Origin of the sequence: Arsenicicoccus cauae, from assembly GCF_043162025.1 — a bacterium.
GTDB classification, from domain to species: domain Bacteria; phylum Actinomycetota; class Actinomycetes; order Actinomycetales; family Dermatophilaceae; genus Arsenicicoccus; species Arsenicicoccus cauae.
Genome location: NZ_CP171001.1, coordinates 1983427 through 2000528, shown reverse-complemented (window position 1 = coordinate 2000528; position 17102 = coordinate 1983427). Strand labels below are relative to the sequence as shown.

General features: G+C 72.8%; 15 protein-coding genes. 3 read left to right on the top strand and 12 right to left on the bottom strand.

Annotated features, from left to right (window positions below):
• Positions 1-296 precede the first annotated feature (296 nt).
• Genes ilvC through ACF3NS_RS09330 form a run of 3 tightly spaced genes read right to left on the bottom strand, consistent with a single transcriptional unit; the run spans position 297 to position 3790 of the window.
• Entirely contained in the window at positions 297-1412 is a 1116-nt protein-coding gene (gene ilvC, locus ACF3NS_RS09340) for a ketol-acid reductoisomerase (protein WP_392465682.1), read from the bottom strand.
• 15 nt (positions 1413-1427) lie between these two features.
• On the bottom strand, positions 1428-1937 hold the full coding sequence (gene ilvN, locus ACF3NS_RS09335; protein WP_288797437.1) for an acetolactate synthase small subunit: 510 nt from the start codon (positions 1935-1937) through the stop codon (positions 1428-1430).
• The gene (locus tag ACF3NS_RS09330) at positions 1934-3790 is read right to left on the bottom strand and encodes an acetolactate synthase large subunit (RefSeq protein WP_375804514.1); all 1857 of its coding nucleotides are present in this window, start codon (positions 3788-3790) and stop codon (positions 1934-1936) included. Before ACF3NS_RS09330 ends, ilvN begins: the two co-directional genes overlap by 4 nt.
• A gap of 309 nt (positions 3791-4099) precedes the next feature.
• Between ACF3NS_RS09330 and ACF3NS_RS09325 the strand changes: the two genes are divergently transcribed.
• Positions 4100-5284: a PQQ-dependent sugar dehydrogenase gene (locus ACF3NS_RS09325; protein WP_392465679.1), complete on the top strand. Its 1185-nt coding sequence runs from the start codon at positions 4100-4102 to the stop codon at positions 5282-5284.
• On the opposite strand, the gene ACF3NS_RS09320 is transcribed toward ACF3NS_RS09325, so the two are convergent.
• The 5 genes from ACF3NS_RS09320 to ACF3NS_RS09300 all read right to left on the bottom strand — a co-directional run bounded on the left by ACF3NS_RS09320 (position 5265) and on the right by ACF3NS_RS09300 (position 12148).
• Complete coding sequence (locus ACF3NS_RS09320; protein ID WP_288797434.1) at positions 5265-6089, bottom strand: sugar nucleotide-binding protein; 825 nt, start codon at positions 6087-6089, stop codon at positions 5265-5267. The genes ACF3NS_RS09325 and ACF3NS_RS09320 overlap by 20 nt on opposite strands.
• A 3-nt stretch (positions 6090-6092) precedes the next feature.
• Positions 6093-6608 carry a histidine phosphatase family protein gene (locus tag ACF3NS_RS09315; RefSeq protein ID WP_288797433.1) on the bottom strand — a complete coding sequence of 172 codons (516 nt, stop codon included), beginning with the start codon at positions 6606-6608 and terminating at the stop codon, positions 6093-6095.
• 10 nt (positions 6609-6618) lie between these two features.
• Positions 6619-8985, bottom strand: a complete 2367-nt coding sequence (locus ACF3NS_RS09310) for a glycoside hydrolase family 65 protein (protein WP_392465675.1) — start codon at positions 8983-8985, stop codon at positions 6619-6621.
• A gap of 104 nt (positions 8986-9089) precedes the next feature.
• On the bottom strand, positions 9090-11510 hold the full coding sequence (locus tag ACF3NS_RS09305; RefSeq protein WP_392465672.1) for a YhgE/Pip family protein: 2421 nt from the start codon (positions 11508-11510) through the stop codon (positions 9090-9092).
• A 17-nt stretch (positions 11511-11527) separates the two neighbouring features.
• Positions 11528-12148: an ABC transporter ATP-binding protein gene (locus ACF3NS_RS09300; protein WP_154593468.1), complete on the bottom strand. Its 621-nt coding sequence runs from the start codon at positions 12146-12148 to the stop codon at positions 11528-11530.
• A 132-nt stretch (positions 12149-12280) separates the two neighbouring features.
• Here ACF3NS_RS09300 and ACF3NS_RS09295 point away from each other — a divergent pair, with 132 nt between their 5' ends.
• Complete coding sequence (locus ACF3NS_RS09295; RefSeq protein ID WP_154593469.1) at positions 12281-12934, top strand: TetR/AcrR family transcriptional regulator; 654 nt, start codon at positions 12281-12283, stop codon at positions 12932-12934.
• 22 nt (positions 12935-12956) lie between these two features.
• Here the strand turns inward: ACF3NS_RS09295 and ACF3NS_RS09290 are convergent, their stop codons facing one another.
• Genes ACF3NS_RS09290 through ACF3NS_RS09280 form a run of 3 tightly spaced genes read right to left on the bottom strand, consistent with a single transcriptional unit; the run spans position 12957 to position 14391 of the window.
• Positions 12957-13259, bottom strand: a complete 303-nt coding sequence (locus tag ACF3NS_RS09290; RefSeq protein ID WP_019287852.1) for a GNAT family N-acetyltransferase — start codon at positions 13257-13259, stop codon at positions 12957-12959.
• Between the two features lie 12 nt (positions 13260-13271).
• Complete coding sequence (locus ACF3NS_RS09285) at positions 13272-14201, bottom strand: 2-hydroxyacid dehydrogenase (RefSeq protein ID WP_154593470.1); 930 nt, start codon at positions 14199-14201, stop codon at positions 13272-13274.
• A 34-nt stretch (positions 14202-14235) separates the two neighbouring features.
• Positions 14236-14391: a MoaD/ThiS family protein gene (locus ACF3NS_RS09280; protein ID WP_230082871.1), complete on the bottom strand. Its 156-nt coding sequence runs from the start codon at positions 14389-14391 to the stop codon at positions 14236-14238.
• A 198-nt stretch (positions 14392-14589) separates the two neighbouring features.
• Here ACF3NS_RS09280 and ACF3NS_RS09275 point away from each other — a divergent pair, with 198 nt between their 5' ends.
• Complete coding sequence (locus ACF3NS_RS09275) at positions 14590-15201, top strand: DUF937 domain-containing protein (RefSeq protein ID WP_154593472.1); 612 nt, start codon at positions 14590-14592, stop codon at positions 15199-15201.
• Between the two features lie 391 nt (positions 15202-15592).
• Here the strand turns inward: ACF3NS_RS09275 and gatB are convergent, their stop codons facing one another.
• A complete protein-coding gene (gatB, locus tag ACF3NS_RS09270; RefSeq protein WP_392465668.1) occupies positions 15593-17101 on the bottom strand; it encodes an Asp-tRNA(Asn)/Glu-tRNA(Gln) amidotransferase subunit GatB in 1509 nt (502 codons plus the stop codon).
• Position 17102: the final 1 nt, after the last annotated feature.

Genomic DNA, 17102 nt, shown 5'->3' with positions numbered 1-17102 from the left:
CCCCAGGCCGATGTACCTACCCCCGGTAGGTGCGGGACGGGCGGGCGGCGGCGTTCTCGGTCTCGGCCCGCGTCTGCCGTCTGCGCGGCCGTCGCCCGTCTTGGGCTGCAGCACCAGACGGGGGACGCACCAGACGGGGGACGCAGCACCAGACGACCAGACGTATGGCGGACGCCCGCCCAGGAACGGGACCGCTCGCGTCGGCATACGGCCGAGGGCACCCCACCCACGACGGGTGAGGCGCCCTCGGTGCCGCGCTCGATCGACCCACCGACCCTGCCGGATCAGCCGGGTGGTCAGCGAGCGGCGGAGCCCTCGACGTAGTCCGAGTCGGAGGCGCCGTCCTTGATCCAGCTCATCAGCGAGCGCAGCTGCTTGCCGGTCTTTTCGATGGGGTGCTGGGCGCCCTGCTCGCGCAGGCGCGTGAACTCCGGGGCACCGGCGTCCTGGTCGTCGATGAAGCGCTTGGCGAAGGTCCCGTCCTGGATGTCCGCCAGGACCGCCTTCATGTTGTCCTTGACCTCCGGGGAGATGACGCGCGGCCCGGAGACGTAGTCCCCGAACTCCGCCGTGTCCGAGATCGACCAGCGCTGCTTGGCGATGCCGCCCTCGATCATGAGGTCGACGATCAGCTTGAGCTCGTGCAGGCACTCGAAGTACGCGACCTCGGGCTGGTAGCCCGCCTCGGTCAACGTCTCGAAGCCGTACATCACCAGCTGGGAGGCGCCGCCGCACAGCACGGCCTGCTCGCCGAACAGGTCGGTCTCGGTCTCCTCGGTGAACGTCGTCCGGATCCCGCCGGCGCGCAGCCCGCCGATGGCCTTGGCATAGGACTTCGCGAGGTCCCAGGCCTGGCCGGACGGGTCCTGCTCGACCGCGACGATCACGGGGACGCCGCGGCCGTCGGTGTACTCGCGGCGCACGAGGTGGCCGGGGCCCTTGGGCGCGACCATCAGCACATCGGAGCCGGGCTCGGGCGTGATGTAGCCGAAGCGGATGTTGAACCCATGGCCGAAGACCAGCGCGGTCCCCTCGTTGAGGTTGGGCTGGATCTCCTCGGCATAGACGGTGCGCTGCACCTGGTCCGGCGTGAGGATGACGACGACGTCCGCCTCCTTGACCGCCTCCGCGACGGTGAGGACGCGCAGCCCCTCGGCCTCGGCCTTGGCGCGGCTGCGCGAGCCCTCCGCCAGGCCGACGCGGACGTCGACGCCGGAGTCACGCAGGTTGAGCGCGTGGGCGTGACCCTGCGAGCCGTAGCCGATGACCGCGACCTTGCGCCCCTGGATCAGGGACAGGTCGGCGTCGTCGTCGTAGAACATCTCAGCAGCCATGGGCTGGTCTCCTTCGTGGGTGGTCGTGCGTCTATCTAACGGGGAGGGGCCGTATGCCGAGACCCGGCGTCTCGGCATACGACCGATGGACGGTCAGCCGCGGTTGCTGCGGTCGGTGATGGAGCGGGAGCCACGCCCGATGGCGACCAGGCCGGACTGCACCAGCTCCTTGACGCCGAAGGGCTCGAGGGTGCGCAGCAGCGCCTCCAGCTTGAGCACGTTACCGGTGGCCTCGACGACGAGCGTGTCGGGCCCCACGTCGACCACCTTGGCGCGGAACATCTCGACGACCTCCATCACCTGGCCGCGGTGCGCGGCGTCGGCGCGGACCTTGACCAGGATGATGTGCCGCTCCACCGCCTGGTCGGCCTGCAGCTCGACGACCTTGAGCACCTCGACGAGCTTGTTGAGCTGCTTGGTGACCTGCTCGAGCGGGAGCACGTCCACGTCGACGCGGATCGTCATGCGGGAGATCTCGGGGTGCTCGGTCTCACCGACCGCCAGCGCCTCGATGTTGTAGCCGCGGCGGGAGAACAGCGCGGCGATGCGGGTGAGGACGCCGGGCTTGTTCTCCACGAGCACGGACAGGGTGTGCTTGCTCACTCGTCATCACTCCACTTCGGGGCCATGCCCTTGGCGATCTGGATCTCGTCGTTGCTCACGCCCGCGGGGACCATCGGCCACACCATGGCGTCCCGGCTGACCACGAAGTCGACGACGACCGGACGGTCGTTGATCTGCATGGCGGCCTGGATCGTCTCGTCGATCTTGGCGGGGTCGTCGCACCGCAGCCCGACGCAGCCGTAGGCCTCGGCCAGCTTGACGAAGTCGGGGATGCGGATCTGGTCGTGGGAGGTGTGCAGGTCGGTGTTGGAGTAGCGCTCGTTGTAGAAGAGCGTCTGCCACTGCCGCACCATGCCGAGGCTCGAGTTGTTGATGATGGCGACCTTGATCGGGATGTCGTTGACCACGCAGGTCGCCAGCTCCTGGTTGGTCATCTGGAAGCAGCCGTCGCCGTCGATGGCCCAGACGACGCGGTCGGGGTCGCCGGCCTTGGCGCCCATGGCGGCGGGCACGGCGTAGCCCATCGTCCCGGCGCCACCGGAGTTGAGCCACTGGCGTGGTCGCTCGTAGCGGATGAACTGCGAGCTCCACATCTGGTGCTGGCCGACGCCGGCGCAGTAGATCGCGTCGGGGCCGACGATCTCGCCGAGCCGCTCGACGACGGCCTGCGGGGCGATCGTGGCCTCGTCCTCGTGGACGTAGCCGACGGGGTAGGTCTCCTTCCACCCCTGCGCGGTCGCGACCCACTCGCTGTAGTCGGCGACGTCGCCCGCGGCCTGGTCGGCCTTGATGGTGTCGATGAGGTCGCGGATGACCTCCTTGGCGTCGCCCACGATCGGCACGTCGGCGACGCGGTTCTTGCCGATCTCGGCGGGGTCGATGTCGGCGTGGATGACCGCCGCGCCCGGCGCGAAGGTCGACAGCTGGCCGGTGACCCGGTCGTCGAAGCGCGCGCCGAGGGTGATCAGCAGGTCGGCCTTCTGCAGGCCGGTGACCGCGGCCACCGAGCCGTGCATGCCGGGCATGCCCAGGTGCAGGGGGTGCGAGTCGGGGAAGGCGCCGCGGGCCATCAGCGTGGTGACGACGGGGATGCCGGTCAGCTCCACCAGGCGGCGCAGGTCCTCGTGCGCCTCGGCGCGGATCACGCCGCCCCCGACGTAGAAGATCGGACGGCGCGAGGTGCGCATGAGGCGCGCGGCCTCGCGGATCTGCTTGTGGTGCGGCCGGGTCACCGGGTGGTAGCCCGGCAGCTCGAAGGTCGGCGGCCAGGAGAACGTGGTGCTCGCCTGGAGCGCGTCCTTGGTGATGTCGACGAGGACCGGACCGGGGCGGCCGGTGCCGGCGATGTGGAAGGCCTCGGCCAGCGCCTGCGGGATCTTGGCCGGGTCGGTCACGAGGTAGTTGTGCTTGGTGATCGGCATCGAGATGCCGCGGATGTCGGCCTCCTGGAAGGCGTCGGTGCCGATCGAGGCGCTGCCGACCTGGCCCGTGATCGCGACCATCGGGACGGAGTCCATGTAGGCGTCGAGCAGCGGCGTGACGAGGTTGGTGGCTCCCGGCCCGCTCGTCGCCATGCACACACCCACCTTGCCGGTCGCCGAGGCGTAGCCCTGGGCGGCGTGGCCCGCGCCCTGCTCGTGGCGCACCAGGACGTGGCGCACCGAGCTGGAGTCCATGAGCGGGTCGTAGGCCGGGAGGATCGCCCCGCCCGGGATGCCGAAGACGGTGTCTACCTCGAGCGCCTCGAGCGCGAGGACCAGGCTCTGCGCACCCGTGACCTGGACCGGCGTCCGGTGCCGCACGTTTGCGGCGACGCTGGAGGGGCTGGGGGCGGGAAGGGCGCCATCGGGACGCGGAGCGGGCGTGGCAGCGGTCGACGTGGTGTCGGTCACTGTGTCTCACCACTTTCGGGATGACATCGTCGTCGGGTCGGCGGGTGCCGACCCTGTGCGGGTCCGGTGCGCTCGTGGCCACCCATGAAAAAACCCCTGACCCGGGTGCCGGGACGCAGGGGTGGCGCGCTGTCGCAGGTCGACGGCGCGCTAGGGAAGTACGAGGATTTGGGCCACGGGTCAACAGTCCCCCAGGGGAGGCCCCGCGTCAAAGGGGGCGCGCGGCAGTCTCGCGATGTGGGCATCATGTCCCAGGTCACGGACAGCGGCCGGGTGGTCCCTCCCTGGCCGGGGTCGCAGACTGGTCGTATGACGACGCCCCGCCGACTCGCCCTGCCGCTGCTCGTCGGCCTGACCGCCGTCACGGCCTGCACCGCCTCGACGCAGACCACCGCCAGCTCCACCGCTACCTTCTCCTCCTCCTCCACGATCTCCACCGCCACGTCCGGCACCTCGGCCCCGGCGTCCTCGAGCACGGCTCCGGCATCCGACTCGCCCGCCGCCCCCGCCCCCGCCAGCAGCCCCGTCGAGGTGGCGACCGGCCTCGACGTCCCGTGGGGGCTCGCCTTCCTGCCCGACGGATCGGCTCTCGTCACGCTCCGGGACGAGGGGCGCGTGCTGCGGGTCCGGGAGGGCGCCCGGCCGGTCGAGGTCGGGCGCATCGACGGCGTCGAGGCCAACGGCGAGGGTGGGCTGCTGGGCATCGCCGTGTCGCGCGAGTTCGCCACGGACCAGAGGGTCTTCGTCTACCACACCACCAGGCAGGACAACCGGGTGGTGCGGCTGCGCCTGGAGGGGGACCGGCTGATGCCGGAGCGCGTCGTCCTGTCGGGCATCCCGGCGGGCGGGATCCACAACGGCGGTCGCATCAAGGTCGGCCCGGACGGGATGATCTGGGTGCCGACCGGGGACGCCTCGGAGCGCGACCGGGCCCCGGATGCCTCCTGGCTCGGCGGCAAGATCCTACGGGTCACCGCCGACGGCGCCCCCGCCCCCGGCAACCCCGACCCCTCGTCCTCGGTGTGGTCGCGCGGCCACCGCAACGTGCAGGGCCTGGCCTGGGACGCCGAGCAGCGCCTGTGGGCCACGGAGTTCGGGCAGAACACCTGGGACGAGCTCAACCTGATCCAGGAGGGCCGCGACTACGGCTGGCCCACGGTCGAGGGCCGGCAGGAGGACAACGGAGGCGGTCGCGACACGCGCTTCACGGACCCGCTCGTGGTCTGGCGCACGGACGAGGCCTCCCCCAGCGGGCTGGCGATCGGCACCGACGGCGCGGCCTACGTCGCAGCGCTGCGCGGCGAGCGCCTGTGGCGCGTTCCCCTGCAGGGCGGCAAAACCGGGGAGCCGCAGGCGCTGCTGGAGGGGACCTACGGCCGGCTGCGGACCGTCGAGCGCGCCCCGGACGGCCGGCTGTGGATCATCACGAGCAACACCTTTCGCGGGGACGAGCGCGACGGCGACGACCGGATCGTCATCCTGCCGCCGTCGTGATCGTGGCCTCGGCCGCCAGCGCCTCCGCGACCGGGCGGACCCTGGTGCGCAGCACGGACGCCGCGCGGGTGGAGTCCAGGCGGACGCACGCCGGGCCGGGCGCGTCCCCCCTCGACGCGACCGGCAGCCGGGCCGGGTCCAGCCCCTCGTGACGGGCCACCAGGAGGCCGAGGTCGTGGCGACTCATCGCCTGCGCCCCGGCGACGTGGGCCAGACCCCGCACGCCGCGGGCCTCGGTGGCCAGCTCCACCAGGGCGGCGGACAGGTCGAGCACGTGGACGGGACACCGGATCTCGTCGCCGCGCAGCGCGCCTTGCCCCGCCGCGACGGCGTGCACCAGCGCGTGGTGCGTGCTGCCCCGCCCGACGACGAGCGAGGTGCGGACGACCACGGCGTCGTCGAGCGCGGCGGCCACGGCGGCCTCGCAGGCGGCCTTCGCGGCGGCATACGGCGTGGTGGGCGCGGGCGGCACGCTCTCGTCCGACCAGGCCTCGCGGCTCGGCAGGACCAGGTCGGTGGACAGTGCCACCAGCCGCGCCCCGACCAGCCCGCAGCCGCGCACGACGTGGACGGTGCCGGTGGTCGTCGTGACCCAGTCCTGCTGGTCGTATGCCGTGTGCACGAGTGCGTCGGGGCGGACCGTCTCGAGGCACCGGCGGACCTCGGCGCCGTCCCGCACGTCGAGGCGCACGCCGTCCGGCCCGGGGGTGCGCGACGCGTGCACCACGTCGTGCCCCGCAGCCCGCGCCGCCCGCACCACGTGCCGGCCGACCCACCCCGTGCCTCCGGTGACCAGGAGCCGCACCGGTCAGTCCTGGCGCACGACCACGTCGACGAGGTCGGCGGTGGCCGCCCCGACGTCGAGCCAGTCCCCCTCGACCTCGAAGCGACACAGCGTGGTGGTCGGGAACCCCCGCTGGAGGGCATCGGCCACGTCGCGCGGGCCGTCCTTGGAGGCGATGGTGCGTGCGAGGGCGGGGATGCCGGGGGCATGCCCGAGGACGAGGACGGTGCGAGCCTCGTCGGGCAGGTGCGTGAGCAGGGCCAGCAGCTCGGCGAGACCCGCGTCGTAGACCTCGTCCGACAGGTCCACCGCCGCCGCCTGGGCGCCTCCCTCGGTGGCCGCCTCCCAGGTCTGGCGCGTGCGGGTCGCGCTCGAGACGACCGCGAGGTCCAGGGCCCCGACGTGCTCGGCGATCCACCGACCGGCGATACGCGAGTCGTCCCGGCCCCCGCTGGTCAGGGTGCGGGCGTGGTCGCCTCCGCCGCCGTGGCCGGCCTCGGAGTGACGCATCAGCAGCAGGGTGCGGGAGGTGTCCGTCATACCGCCATCCTCACGCACCGGCGAGGTCGCGGGGCGATCGTCCGACCGGTTGACGCGGCGTGGACAGCAGCGGCTCGACCGACCGGACCGGCACCACGGCCGGCTCGTCGGGCGTGATGGTCACCTGGTCGCCGTAGAGGACGAGGTCGAGGGAGTCCACGCCGGCCACGCTCACGGTGACCTGCTCGCGGGCGTGCACCTCGATCCGGGCGTCCCGCCACAGGAACCTGAAGCGATAGCCCGTCAGACCGTCGGGCAGGCGGGGGGACAGCTGGACCAGCGGACCGTCCTCGCGCAGGCCGCCGAGCCCGGCGGTGAGGGCGAGCCAGGCCCCGGCCAGCGACGCGAGGTGCAGACCCTGCTCGGTGTTGCCCTGCAGGTCGTGCAGGTCGACCTGCACGGCCTCGCGCAGGTAGTCCAGGCCGAGTCCGAGGTGGCCGGTCTGGATGCAGACCACCGACTGGATCCCGGCCGAGAGGGAGGAGTCGCGGACGGTGCGGGCCTCGTAGTAGTCGAGGTCGCGGGCGGTCTGCTCGTCGGTGAAGTCGTCCCCGCACCACCACAGGGCGTGGACCAGGTCCGCCTGCTTGACGATCTGGTGGCGATAGATCTGGACGTAGGGCGCGTGCTCCTGCACCGGGTAGCGGTCGCCCCACGACGCGAAGTCCCACTCGTCGTACTCGGTGAAGCTCTCGCACTGCGGATGGACCCCGAGGTGCTCGTCGTAGAGCACGTGCACGGCGTCGGCGGCCCGGGCCCAGGTGGCCGTCTCCTCGCTGCCCACGCCCAGCTCGCGCGCCCGGTCGGGGTGCCGCCCGCACGAGGCGACCGCGGCCCGCAGGTTGCGCGCCGCCATGAGGTTGGTGAAGACGTTGTCGTCGACGACCGCGGTGTACTCGTCCGGACCGGTGAGGCCGTAGAGGTGCCAGCGTCCCTGACGGTCGTTGTGCCCCAGGGAGATCCACAGCCGCGCCGTCTCTACGAGCACCTCCACGCCGTGCGCCCGCTCGAACTGCAGCTCGCCCCGGACGTGGCGGTAGAGATCGAACGCGCGGGCGATGTCCGCGTTGACGTGCATCGCGGCGGTCCCTGCGGGCCAGTAGCCCGACGCCTCGTGCCCGTCGATGGTGCGCCAGGGGAAGGAGGCGCCGCGCAGCCCCAGCTGCTCGGCGCGCTCGCGGGCTGCGCCGATCGTGGAGGACCGCCAGCGCAGGAGGTTGTGGGCCGCTCGGGGGGCGACCATGGTCAGCGTCGGGACGACGAATCCCTCGATGTCCCAGAAGGTGTGGCCGCTGTAGCCGCCGCCCGTGAGCCCCTTGGCGCCGATGGGGGCGTCCTCGATCAGCGCGCTGGCCTGGTAGACCTGGAAGAGCGCGTAGCGCAGCGCCTGCTGCAGCTCGTCGTCCCCCTCCACCTCCAGGTGCACGTCGTCCCAGAAGGCGTCGAGGTGCTCGCGGTTGCCGGCGACCAGCTGCTCCCACCCGAGGTCGTGCCCGACGGCCAGGTGGGCGCGCACGTGGTCGCCGAGCACGCCGAAGGGGCGGTCCCCGTCGCGGACGTAGGCCAGCAGCTTGAGGATGGTCAGGCGGTCCCCCGCCTCGAGCTCTACGACGGCGGTGGTGCGGACGTGGTCCTCGTCGACGACGACCCGCGGGTGGACCCGCTCGACCCGACCGTTCGCGCGGGTGACCGTGATCACGTGGTCGCAGCCCGAGCCGACCTGTACGCCGCTGCGGATGGTCTCGTGGACGAGGACACCACCGTCCCCGCACGCGGTGCGACGCACGCCGCGGTAGGGCCGGCGCAGCGCCGCGGCGACCTGCGGGTCGTCGTTGTCGATGATGGGCACTGTGTCGTTGGCGGCGAGGTCCGACTGCACGACCAGCCGCACCGGCCCCTGCACCGCCTCGACCTCGTAGCGCACGGCCGCGAGCGAACGCTCCACCAGCGACGTGAGCCGGCCCGTCGTGACCCGGATGCGGTCGCCGCCCGGTGCGCTCCAGTCCAGCTCGCGGGTGAGGGCGCCGGTGCGCATGTCCAGCACCCGGCGGTGCTCGTGGACGGTGCCGGCCGTGATGTCCAGAGGCGCGTCGCCGACGAGCAGCCGGACCCGCATCCCGTCGGGGACGTTGACCAGCGCCTGACCCTGGTCCGGGTCGCCGTAGCTCTTCTCCGGGTAGGACAGCGGGAAGGTCTCGTGGACCCCGCTGACGAAGACCCCGGTCTCGAACGCCGGGTCCCCCTCCTCGAGGGCGCCGCGCAGACCGATGACGCCGTTGGAGACGGTCAGCAGCGCCTCGGTCAGCCCGAGGCGCTGCGGGTCGACGTGCTCCTCGACGAGACGCCAGGGATCGATGGCGAACGGGCTGGCCGACATGGGCTCTCCTGCTGGTGGGGGTGAGCGCGCGGGTGGGTCCGGTGCTGGCTACAGCGTGCCGGACCCACCCGCAGTTCGGGGCCTTGCGGTGGTGCCGGCCGAGATCACAGGACCAGGTCGGGCTTGATCCTCGCCGGGGTCCAGATGCGGGCCCGGTGGGCCGCCCAGCCGGCGGCCGCCAGCGCGACCCCGAGGTATGCCGCCAGCACGGCGACGTCGAGGGCGACGAAGGCCATGCGGCCGCCATACATCAGGTGGCGCAGCCCGTCGATGGCGTAGCTCATGGGCAGGAGGTGGTGCAGCACCCGGAGCGGCCCGGGGAGGGTCTGCCAGGGGAAGGTCCCGCCCGCGGAGACGAGCTGCACCACCAGGAGCACGAGGCCGAGGAACTTGCCGACGGCTCCGAACCGGGCGGTGAGGGCGTGCAGGACCGCGGCATACGTGATGGAGACGAAGGCCATGAACAGGACGGCCCACACCGGGTGCTCGACGTGGAAGCCGAGGCCCTGGAGCACGAGCCAGTAGACCAGGAAGGACTGGCCGCCGGCGACCAGGGCGGGGGTCATCCACCCGCTGAGGGCGACCCGCCAGGCCGGCTGCTGCGCGGCGAGGGCCCGGGTGGACAGGGACTTGACCAGGAGGAAGAGCACGTAGGCACCGATCCACAGGGAGAGGCTGACGAAGAACGGGGCCAGCCCGGCGCCGTAGTTCGCGGCCTGGGCGGGGTTGCTCGCCCGCACCGCGACGGGGTTGCCGACCGTCTGCGCCGCGGCCTCACGCTGCTGCTGGGTGTAGGCCGGGACCTGCTTGACCCCGGCGGCCAGCTGGTCGTGCAGCTGCTGGGCACCCTGCTGGGCCTTGGTCGCGCCGTCGCGGAGCTGCCCGGCCCCGGCGGCGAGCTGCTGTGCCCCGGCGACGGCCTTGTCCTCGCCCGACGCCAGGGTGTGGGCTCCGGTGGCGAGGGTGTCCAGGCCCGCGCTCAGCCGCGTGGCCCCGTCGTCGAGCTTGGTGCTGCCGGCGTGCGCCGCGGCGATCCCGTCATGCAGCTGGACGGACCCGGCGGCCAGCCGGTCCGCACCGTCGGCGACCTGGCCGGCACCGGTGGCCGCCTTGGTGGCGCCGGCCGACAGCGTGGTGGCGCCCGTGGCGAGCCGGCCCGTCCCGGCCTGCAGCTCGCCCAGCTTGTCGGCGAGCGTGGCGCTGCCCGACGTGAGCTGGTCAGCACCCGCCGCGACCTGCTGGGACCCCTCGGCCAGGGTCGTGAGCTTGCCCGACGCGCTCGTGACGGTGGCGGACGCCCGGTCCAGGGCCGCGTCGAGGGACGCGAGGTCGTCGTCCGCGCTCCCGAGGCGCGTCTGCAGGGTGTCGTGGATGCGCTGCAGGCGCGCGCGGGCGGGGTCGTCGGCGGGCAGCGCGTCGATCGCCTCGCCCAGCGCCGCGACCTGCTGGCTGAGGGCGTCGATCTGCCCCTGGAGCTCACCCTTGTGCTGCTTGCGGGCCCGGTCGATCTGGGCGGCGCCGTCCTTGGCGAGCGACCCCGCCTCGGCGACCTTGGCGTTGCCGGCGGCGACCTGGTGGGCGCCAGCCGCGACCTTGGCCGCACCGCTGTGCAGGGTGTCCGCACCGGCCTTGAGCTGTCCGGCTCCCGTGGACGCCGCCGTGGCGCCGGACGCGAGCTGGGTCGCACCCTTGGCGAGGGCGGCGTTGCCGTCGGCGACCTGACGGGCGCCGGAGGCGAGCTGTGCCGTCTGTCCCGGCAGCGCCGCGGTCTTGGTGTCCAGCGTCGCCAGGCCGTCGTCGAGCTGCCCGGCCCCGTCGGCGAGCGCCGACGCACCGGAGCGGGCCGAGTCCGCCCCACTGGCCAGGCGGTTCGCCCCGTCCCGCAGCTGGACCGCACCGTCGCGCAGCGACGAGGCTCCGGTGGACAGCCGTCCCGCCCCGTCACCCAGCTGCCCCACGCCCGTCGCGAGCTGCCCCGCGCCGTCGACGGCCTGCTGCATCTTGCCGTGGATGGTGCTCATCCCGTCGAGCAGCTGGGCCGCGGCGGTCGAGCTGACCTGGGAGGCCACGGACTTCGTCACCTCCGCGACGACCGTGCTGGAGATGGTGCGGGCGAGATAGCCGTTGGTGTCGTTGGTGTACTGCTCGAGGTGGGCCTGCCGCGGCGAGGTGGATCCCGCCGAGGCCAGGTCGGCGGAGAATCCCGCCGGGATGATCAGCGCGAAGTCGTAGTGCTCGTCGTCGACGCCCGCGACGGCGTCCGCGCGCGAGACGCGGTGCCAGTCGAAGGTGTGGCCGTCGAGGAGGGTCCGTGCGACCTGGTCCCCCACCGCCAGGCGCTCCCCGGAGGCCAGCGTGGTCCCGGCGTCCTCCACCACGACGGCGGCGGGGACGTTGCGCAGGTTGGCATAGGGGTCACGGTTCGCATAGAGGTACAGGCCGGCATACAGGCTCGGTATGACCAGCATGGCGGCGAGGGCGAGGCGGAGCAGCGGTCCGCTGGTCAGCCGTCGCAGCTCGGCCATGGCGAGACGATGGGCCCTCATGCGGACACCCCCAGCTCGTAGGTGCTCTCGAGGCCGAGGAGACGGACGCTCGAGTGGGTCGCCAGGACCACGACGACCAGACCCTGGTCCGCCAGCACCTGGGCGACGCCGTGCCAGGCGTGCGGGGAGCCGCCCCACCGGTCCGGGCTGGTCAGCACGACGGCGGTGACGTCCTCACGCTGTGCGGTGATCTCGGCCAGCCAGCGGACGTGCTCGGACGGCTCGAGGGACTCCCACCGCTGCGCCGAGCGTTCCTCGGCGCCACGCTCACGAAGGAAGGCGCGGATGTCGGCTCGCCGGGACGGTAGGCCGGCAAGGGCCAGCTCCTCCCCCACGACGACCTCGATCGGCAGACCGGGCTCGGGCTCGGTCACGCCGGGGACGTCGACGAGGGCGACGCGACGGCGACGGACGTGCGGCTCGGGGTCGCCGTTGCAGGTGATGCTCCCGTCGTCGAGACGGACGCGACCGCCGAGGGCCAGCGCGAGGGTGGTGGCCGCAGGCCCCGGGTCACCGGCGACGACCGTCACCTCTCCCTTGCGGGCGGCCAGCGAGGTCGGCAGGAGCAACGGGCCGTGCGGCCCGTCGACGGCTGCTGCGTGGGCGATGAGCGCCATGACGCACTGCTCCTTGGTGCCCGGGATCGACCGGGCTCGGGTCGTCCTGCGGGGAGGACTGGGGACATCTTCTGATACACCAGCGTATCCGGGTTCATTCCCGTATTCAATTCACAGGTGTATCGTGAGGGCATGACCACTCGCAGTGATGCCCCGCCGCGGTCCGCACGTCGCGAGGCCACCCGTCAGCGGATCCTCGCCGCGGCGTCCCAGGCATTCGCGGAGCGGGGGTTCCACGGCACGAGCGTCGAGGACGTCTGCGACCGTGCGGGATTCACACGCGGGGCGTTCTACTCCAACTTCGCGTCCCGAGACGAGCTGGTGGTCGAGCTCGTCGCGCAGCGCACCGCCCGGCTGCGCGACCGCGTCCGCGAGCTGTCGGAGGAGGACGACCTCACGCCACGCGAGCTGCTGCACGGGGTGCTGACCCTGTGGTCCGACCAGCCCGGCGAGCGCCAGCAATGGTTGCTGCTGCAGACCGAGCTCATGCTGCACGCCATCCGCGACCCCGAGGCGGGGGCGGCCTGGCGCGAGGTCGTCGCCCGCGGCCATCAGGAGACGGCGGCCACGCTGGAGGGCTACCTGCGGCGGCACGGCATACGGCTGCCGGTCAGCAGCCTGGAGCTCGCCCGGTTGCTCTTCGCGGCCTTTCAGGGGGGCGCCCTGCAGCACCTGCTGGACCCGGCCCAGGTCGGCCCGGACGACCTCGAGAACCATCTGGTGGCGGTGCTGGAGGCGGCGCTGACCCGGGACGACGACACCGACGGCACGGCATCACCCGCCTGATCCACCCGGCTCGGCGGACCGGTCAGGCCCGCAGGTCGGCGTACTCCGGGTGCTTGTCGAGGTAGGCCGCCACGAAGGAGCAGAGCGGCCGCACGACCAGACCCCGAGCGCGCACGTCCTCGAGCAGCCCCTGGACGAGGGCCGAGCCGACCCCCTGCCCGCCGAAGGCGGGGTCCACCTCCGTGTGCGGCACGACGACCACCCCACTCCCACCGGCCTCGTCACCCTCGACGTAGGCGTCGGCGAAGCCTGCGAGCTCGCCGTCCAGCCGCACCTCGTAGCGGTGCCGGCTGTCCTCGCGGGTCACGGTGATGTGCTCAGCCATGCGGACAGTGTCTCACCGCGCGATCTCCACGACATTGTCGAAGGGCTCGCCCGACGCGATGTGGTGCAGCTGTCGGCGGACGAGATCGCTCGCGCGGCGCCAGAACCCGTGCGCCAGACCGCCGACGTGCGGCGCGATCAGGACCCCGGGGGTGGACCACAGCGGGTGACCGTCGGGCAGCGGCTCCGGGTCGACGACGTCCAGGGCGGCGCGCACGTGCCCCGACCGCGTCGCGGCGACGAGGGCGTCGGTGTCGACGACGCGCCCGCGGGCGACGTTGACCAGGAGCGCCCCCTCGCGCATCGAGGCCAGGAAGTCGGCGTCCACCAGCCGGTCGGTGGCGTCCGTGTGCGGGACGATGAGGATGATCACGTCCTGGTGCGGCACGAGGGCGTCGAGCTCGTCGATGCCGTGCACCCGCTCGACGAGGTCGTCCCCGGCGCGGGCCCGGCTCGCGACCACGGTGATCTCGGGCTCGAACGGCTGCAGCCGGCGCACGATGGCCTGCCCGATGTCGCCGTAGCCGACCACGAGGACGCGCTGGTCGGCCAGCCCGGGCTCGAAGTGCTTGTCCTGCCAGTGCTGCCGGCGGTGGCCCTCGAGCATCCAGGGGACGCCACGCTGCGCCGCCAGGGTCAGCGTGAGGGCGAGCTCGGAGGTGCCGGCGGCGTGGACGCCACGGGCGTTGAGCAGGCTCGCCCCCTCAGGGACGAAGGGGACGGCGTGCTCGTAGCCGGCCGACAGCAGCTGGAAGGCCCGCAGCCGCGGCAGGTCGGCGAGCCGCTCGAACCCGTCCGCCGACAGGGTGTAAGGGGCGACGACCATCTCCACCTCGTCCGCCCGCGGGCACGGGCCCGTGAGGTCCCACGGGATCATCTCGACCCCGGGCACCGGGCCCACGCGGTCGATCCAGTCCTGGTCGGCAAGGGTCACGAGGGTCATGCCCCCCACCGTATGTCGTTCCGCCGAGGCTCGCTCACCCGCCCGAGACGGCGGACAGGATGATCACCGTGGCCCCCTCACGCAGCACCGTGCCGGTGCCTGCGCCCCGCTCGACGTCGACCCCGTCCACGAAGACGTTGACGTGCTTGCGCAGCTCATCCGTCTCGTCACGGATCCTGCTCTCCACCAGGGGAAGTGGCGCGGGTGAGGAACGCAGCGCGTCGAGGGCGGCGGCGAGGTCGGCCCCGTCGGTGCGGCAGGACCGTGTGGATCACCCCCCCCCCGCCGAAGCCCTCGCTCCACTGCGGGCGGTGCGGGTGCTCCCACGGGCCCCCGCCTGTCGTAGGTTGGCGGTGGACCACCCCGACCCCTATCCCGAGGAGCCCCCATGACCGCCGTCGACGAGATCCTGCGCACGCTTCCCGTGGCCGACCTGGCCCAGCAGCTCGACGCCCGGCCCGAGGACGTGCAGCACGCCGCCGCCGCGGTCCTGCCCGCGCTGCTGGGGGGCCTGCAGGCCAACGCGGCCGACCCCGCGGGCGCCCGGTCGATCTCCGGGGCCCTCAGCCAGCACGACCCCCGGCTGACGGACGGCCCCGTCGACCTGGGGGCCGTGGACACCCGCGACGGCGAGGCCATCGCCGCCCACATCTTCGGGGGCAACCAGGAGCAGGTGGCCCAGCAGCTCGGCGGCCTGCAGGGCGTCGGCGGGCCGCTCGTGCAGCGCCTGATCCCGATCCTCGCCCCGATCGTCATGTCCTGGCTCGCCAAGCAGGTCCTCGGCCAGGCCGGCGCCGGCGGCAGCCTGGGACAGGCGCAGGGTGGGGGCGTGGGCGACACCGTCCTCGGCGACATCCTCGGCTCGGTGCTCGGCTCAGCCACCGGGCAGACGGGGATGGGCACCCAGCAGAACGCCGACCAGCGCGAGGCCCGGGGCTTCGACACGGGCACGATCATCCGGGACGTGCTGGGCGGGCTGCTCGGCGCCGGCCGCCGCTGAGGACGCAGCGACCACGAGAGCCGTCGCGGTCGCCGTCGCCGACGTCCTGGCCAGCGACGTGGTGGGCGTGCTGCGCAACGGCGAGGGGCCCGTGCGTGCTCTTCGCGCCGACACCGACGCGCTGCCCCTCCAGTCCTGGGCCAGGAGCAATGTCACCCCTGACCGCGCGGTGCTGCTGCTCGACGTCCGCAGCTATGACGAGCGGGTGCGTGAGGTCCGACCGCACTTCGTCGCTGGGCTCGGCCATGCGCACCGCCACCTCGCAGGCGTTGTTCACCGCCTGGCTCGGCCAGCCCAACCCGGGCGCAGCGGGCCTCCTAGCAGGCCGGTATGCCCCAGCCGGGGTCACCTTCGGTGGGTGACCCCGGCTGCGATGGCTACGCGCGCCCGGTCACTGGCACTTGGTCATGATCAGCTCGCGGACCTTGCCGGCGTCGGCCTGGCCCTTCATGGCCTTCATGACCTGACCGATCAGGGCCCCGGCGGCCTGCACCTTGCCGTCCTTGATCTTCGCGACGATGTCGGCGTTGCGGCCGAGCACCTCGTCCACCGCGGCCTCGAGCGCGGAGTCGTCCTGCACCAGCTCGAGGCCCCGCGCGTCGGCCACCTCGCGAGGCGACCCCTCGCCGGCCAGCACGCCGTCCATGACCTGACGGGCCATCGAGTCGTTGAGCCGGCCGTCCCGGACCATCCCGTCCAGCTCGGCGACGTGCTCCGGCGTGACGCCCATGTCGGCGAGGTCACGGACCTGGTCGTTGGCGCGACGGGACACCTCACCCATCCACCACTTGCGGGCGGCGGCGGGCGTGGCGCCGGCGGCGACGGAGGACTCGATCAGCTCCACCGCGCCGGCGTTGACGACGTCGCGCATCTCCAGGTCGGAGTAGCCCCACTCCCCCTGCAGCCGCTTGCGCCGCCGGCCGGGAGGCTCGGGCAGGGTGGCGCGCAGCTCCTCGACCCACTCGCGGCTCGGGGCGACGGGCACCAGGTCGGGCTCGGGGAAGTAGCGGTAGTCCTCGGCGTCGGACTTCTCACGCCCCGAGGTCGTGACCCCGGTGTCCTCGTGCCAGTGCCGCGTCTCCTGCAGGATCGTGCCGCCGGACGACAGGATCGCGCCGTGCCGGGTCATCTCGTAGCGCACGGCCCGCTCGACCGACCGCAGCGAGTTGACGTTCTTGGTCTCGGTGCGGGTGCCGAGCTGTGTCGACCCCTTGGGCATCAGCGAGACGTTGGCGTCGCAGCGCATCGAGCCCTGCTCCATGCGCGCGTCGCTCACGTCGAGCGCCCGCATGAGGTCACGGATCGCCGAGACATAGGCCTTGGCGACCTCCGGCATACGCTCCCCCGCGCCGGCCACCGGCTTGGTGACGATCTCGATCAGGGGGATCCCCGCCCGGTTGTAGTCGAGCAGCGAGTAGTCGGCGCCGTGGATGCGACCGGTCGCGCCGCCCATGTGCAGCGACTTGCCGGTGTCCTCCTCCATGTGCGCCCGCTCGATCTCGACCCGCCAGGTGGTGCCGTCCTCGAGCTCCACGTCCAGGTAGCCGTCGAACGCGATGGGCTCGTCGTACTGGGAGGTCTGGAAGTTCTTGGGCATGTCCGGGTAGAAGTAGTTCTTGCGCGCGAACCGGCACCACTGCGCGATCTCGCAGTTGAGCGCCAGGCCGATCCGGATCGCCGACTCGACGCCCTTGGCGTTGACGACGGGCAGCGCGCCGGGCAGGCCGAGGCAGACCGGGCACACCTGGGTGTTGGGCTCGGCGCCGAACTCCGTGGCGCAGGAGCAGAACATCTTGGTCGCGGTGCTCAGCTCGACGTGGACCTCGAGGCCCATCACCGGGTCGAAGCGCTCGAGCACCTCGTCGTAGTCGAGGACGGGCTCGACGTGCGTGGTGGCCATG

Bases quoted from the DNA above. Each gene is read 5' to 3' on its own strand.
- ilvC (WP_392465682.1), bottom strand. From the start codon at position 1,412: ATGCCGAGACGCCGGGTCTCGGCATACGGCCCCTCCCCGTTAGATAGA.
- ACF3NS_RS09325 (WP_392465679.1), top strand. From the start codon at position 4,100: ATGACGACGCCCCGCCGACTCGCCCTGCCGCTGCTCGTCGGCCTGACC.
- ACF3NS_RS09315 (WP_288797433.1), bottom strand. From the start codon at position 6,608: ATGACGGACACCTCCCGCACCCTGCTGCTGATGCGTCACTCCGAGGCC.
- ACF3NS_RS09310 (WP_392465675.1), bottom strand. From the start codon at position 8,985: ATGTCGGCCAGCCCGTTCGCCATCGATCCCTGGCGTCTCGTCGAGGAG.
- ACF3NS_RS09305 (WP_392465672.1), bottom strand. From the start codon at position 11,510: ATGGCCGAGCTGCGACGGCTGACCAGCGGACCGCTGCTCCGCCTCGCC.
- ACF3NS_RS09300 (WP_154593468.1), bottom strand. From the start codon at position 12,148: ATGGCGCTCATCGCCCACGCAGCAGCCGTCGACGGGCCGCACGGCCCG.
- ACF3NS_RS09295 (WP_154593469.1), top strand. From the start codon at position 12,281: ATGACCACTCGCAGTGATGCCCCGCCGCGGTCCGCACGTCGCGAGGCC.
- ACF3NS_RS09290 (WP_019287852.1), bottom strand. From the start codon at position 13,259: ATGGCTGAGCACATCACCGTGACCCGCGAGGACAGCCGGCACCGCTAC.
- ACF3NS_RS09285 (WP_154593470.1), bottom strand. From the start codon at position 14,201: ATGACCCTCGTGACCCTTGCCGACCAGGACTGGATCGACCGCGTGGGC.
- ACF3NS_RS09275 (WP_154593472.1), top strand. From the start codon at position 14,590: ATGACCGCCGTCGACGAGATCCTGCGCACGCTTCCCGTGGCCGACCTG.
- gatB (WP_392465668.1), bottom strand. From the start codon at position 17,101: ATGGCCACCACGCACGTCGAGCCCGTCCTCGACTACGACGAGGTGCTC.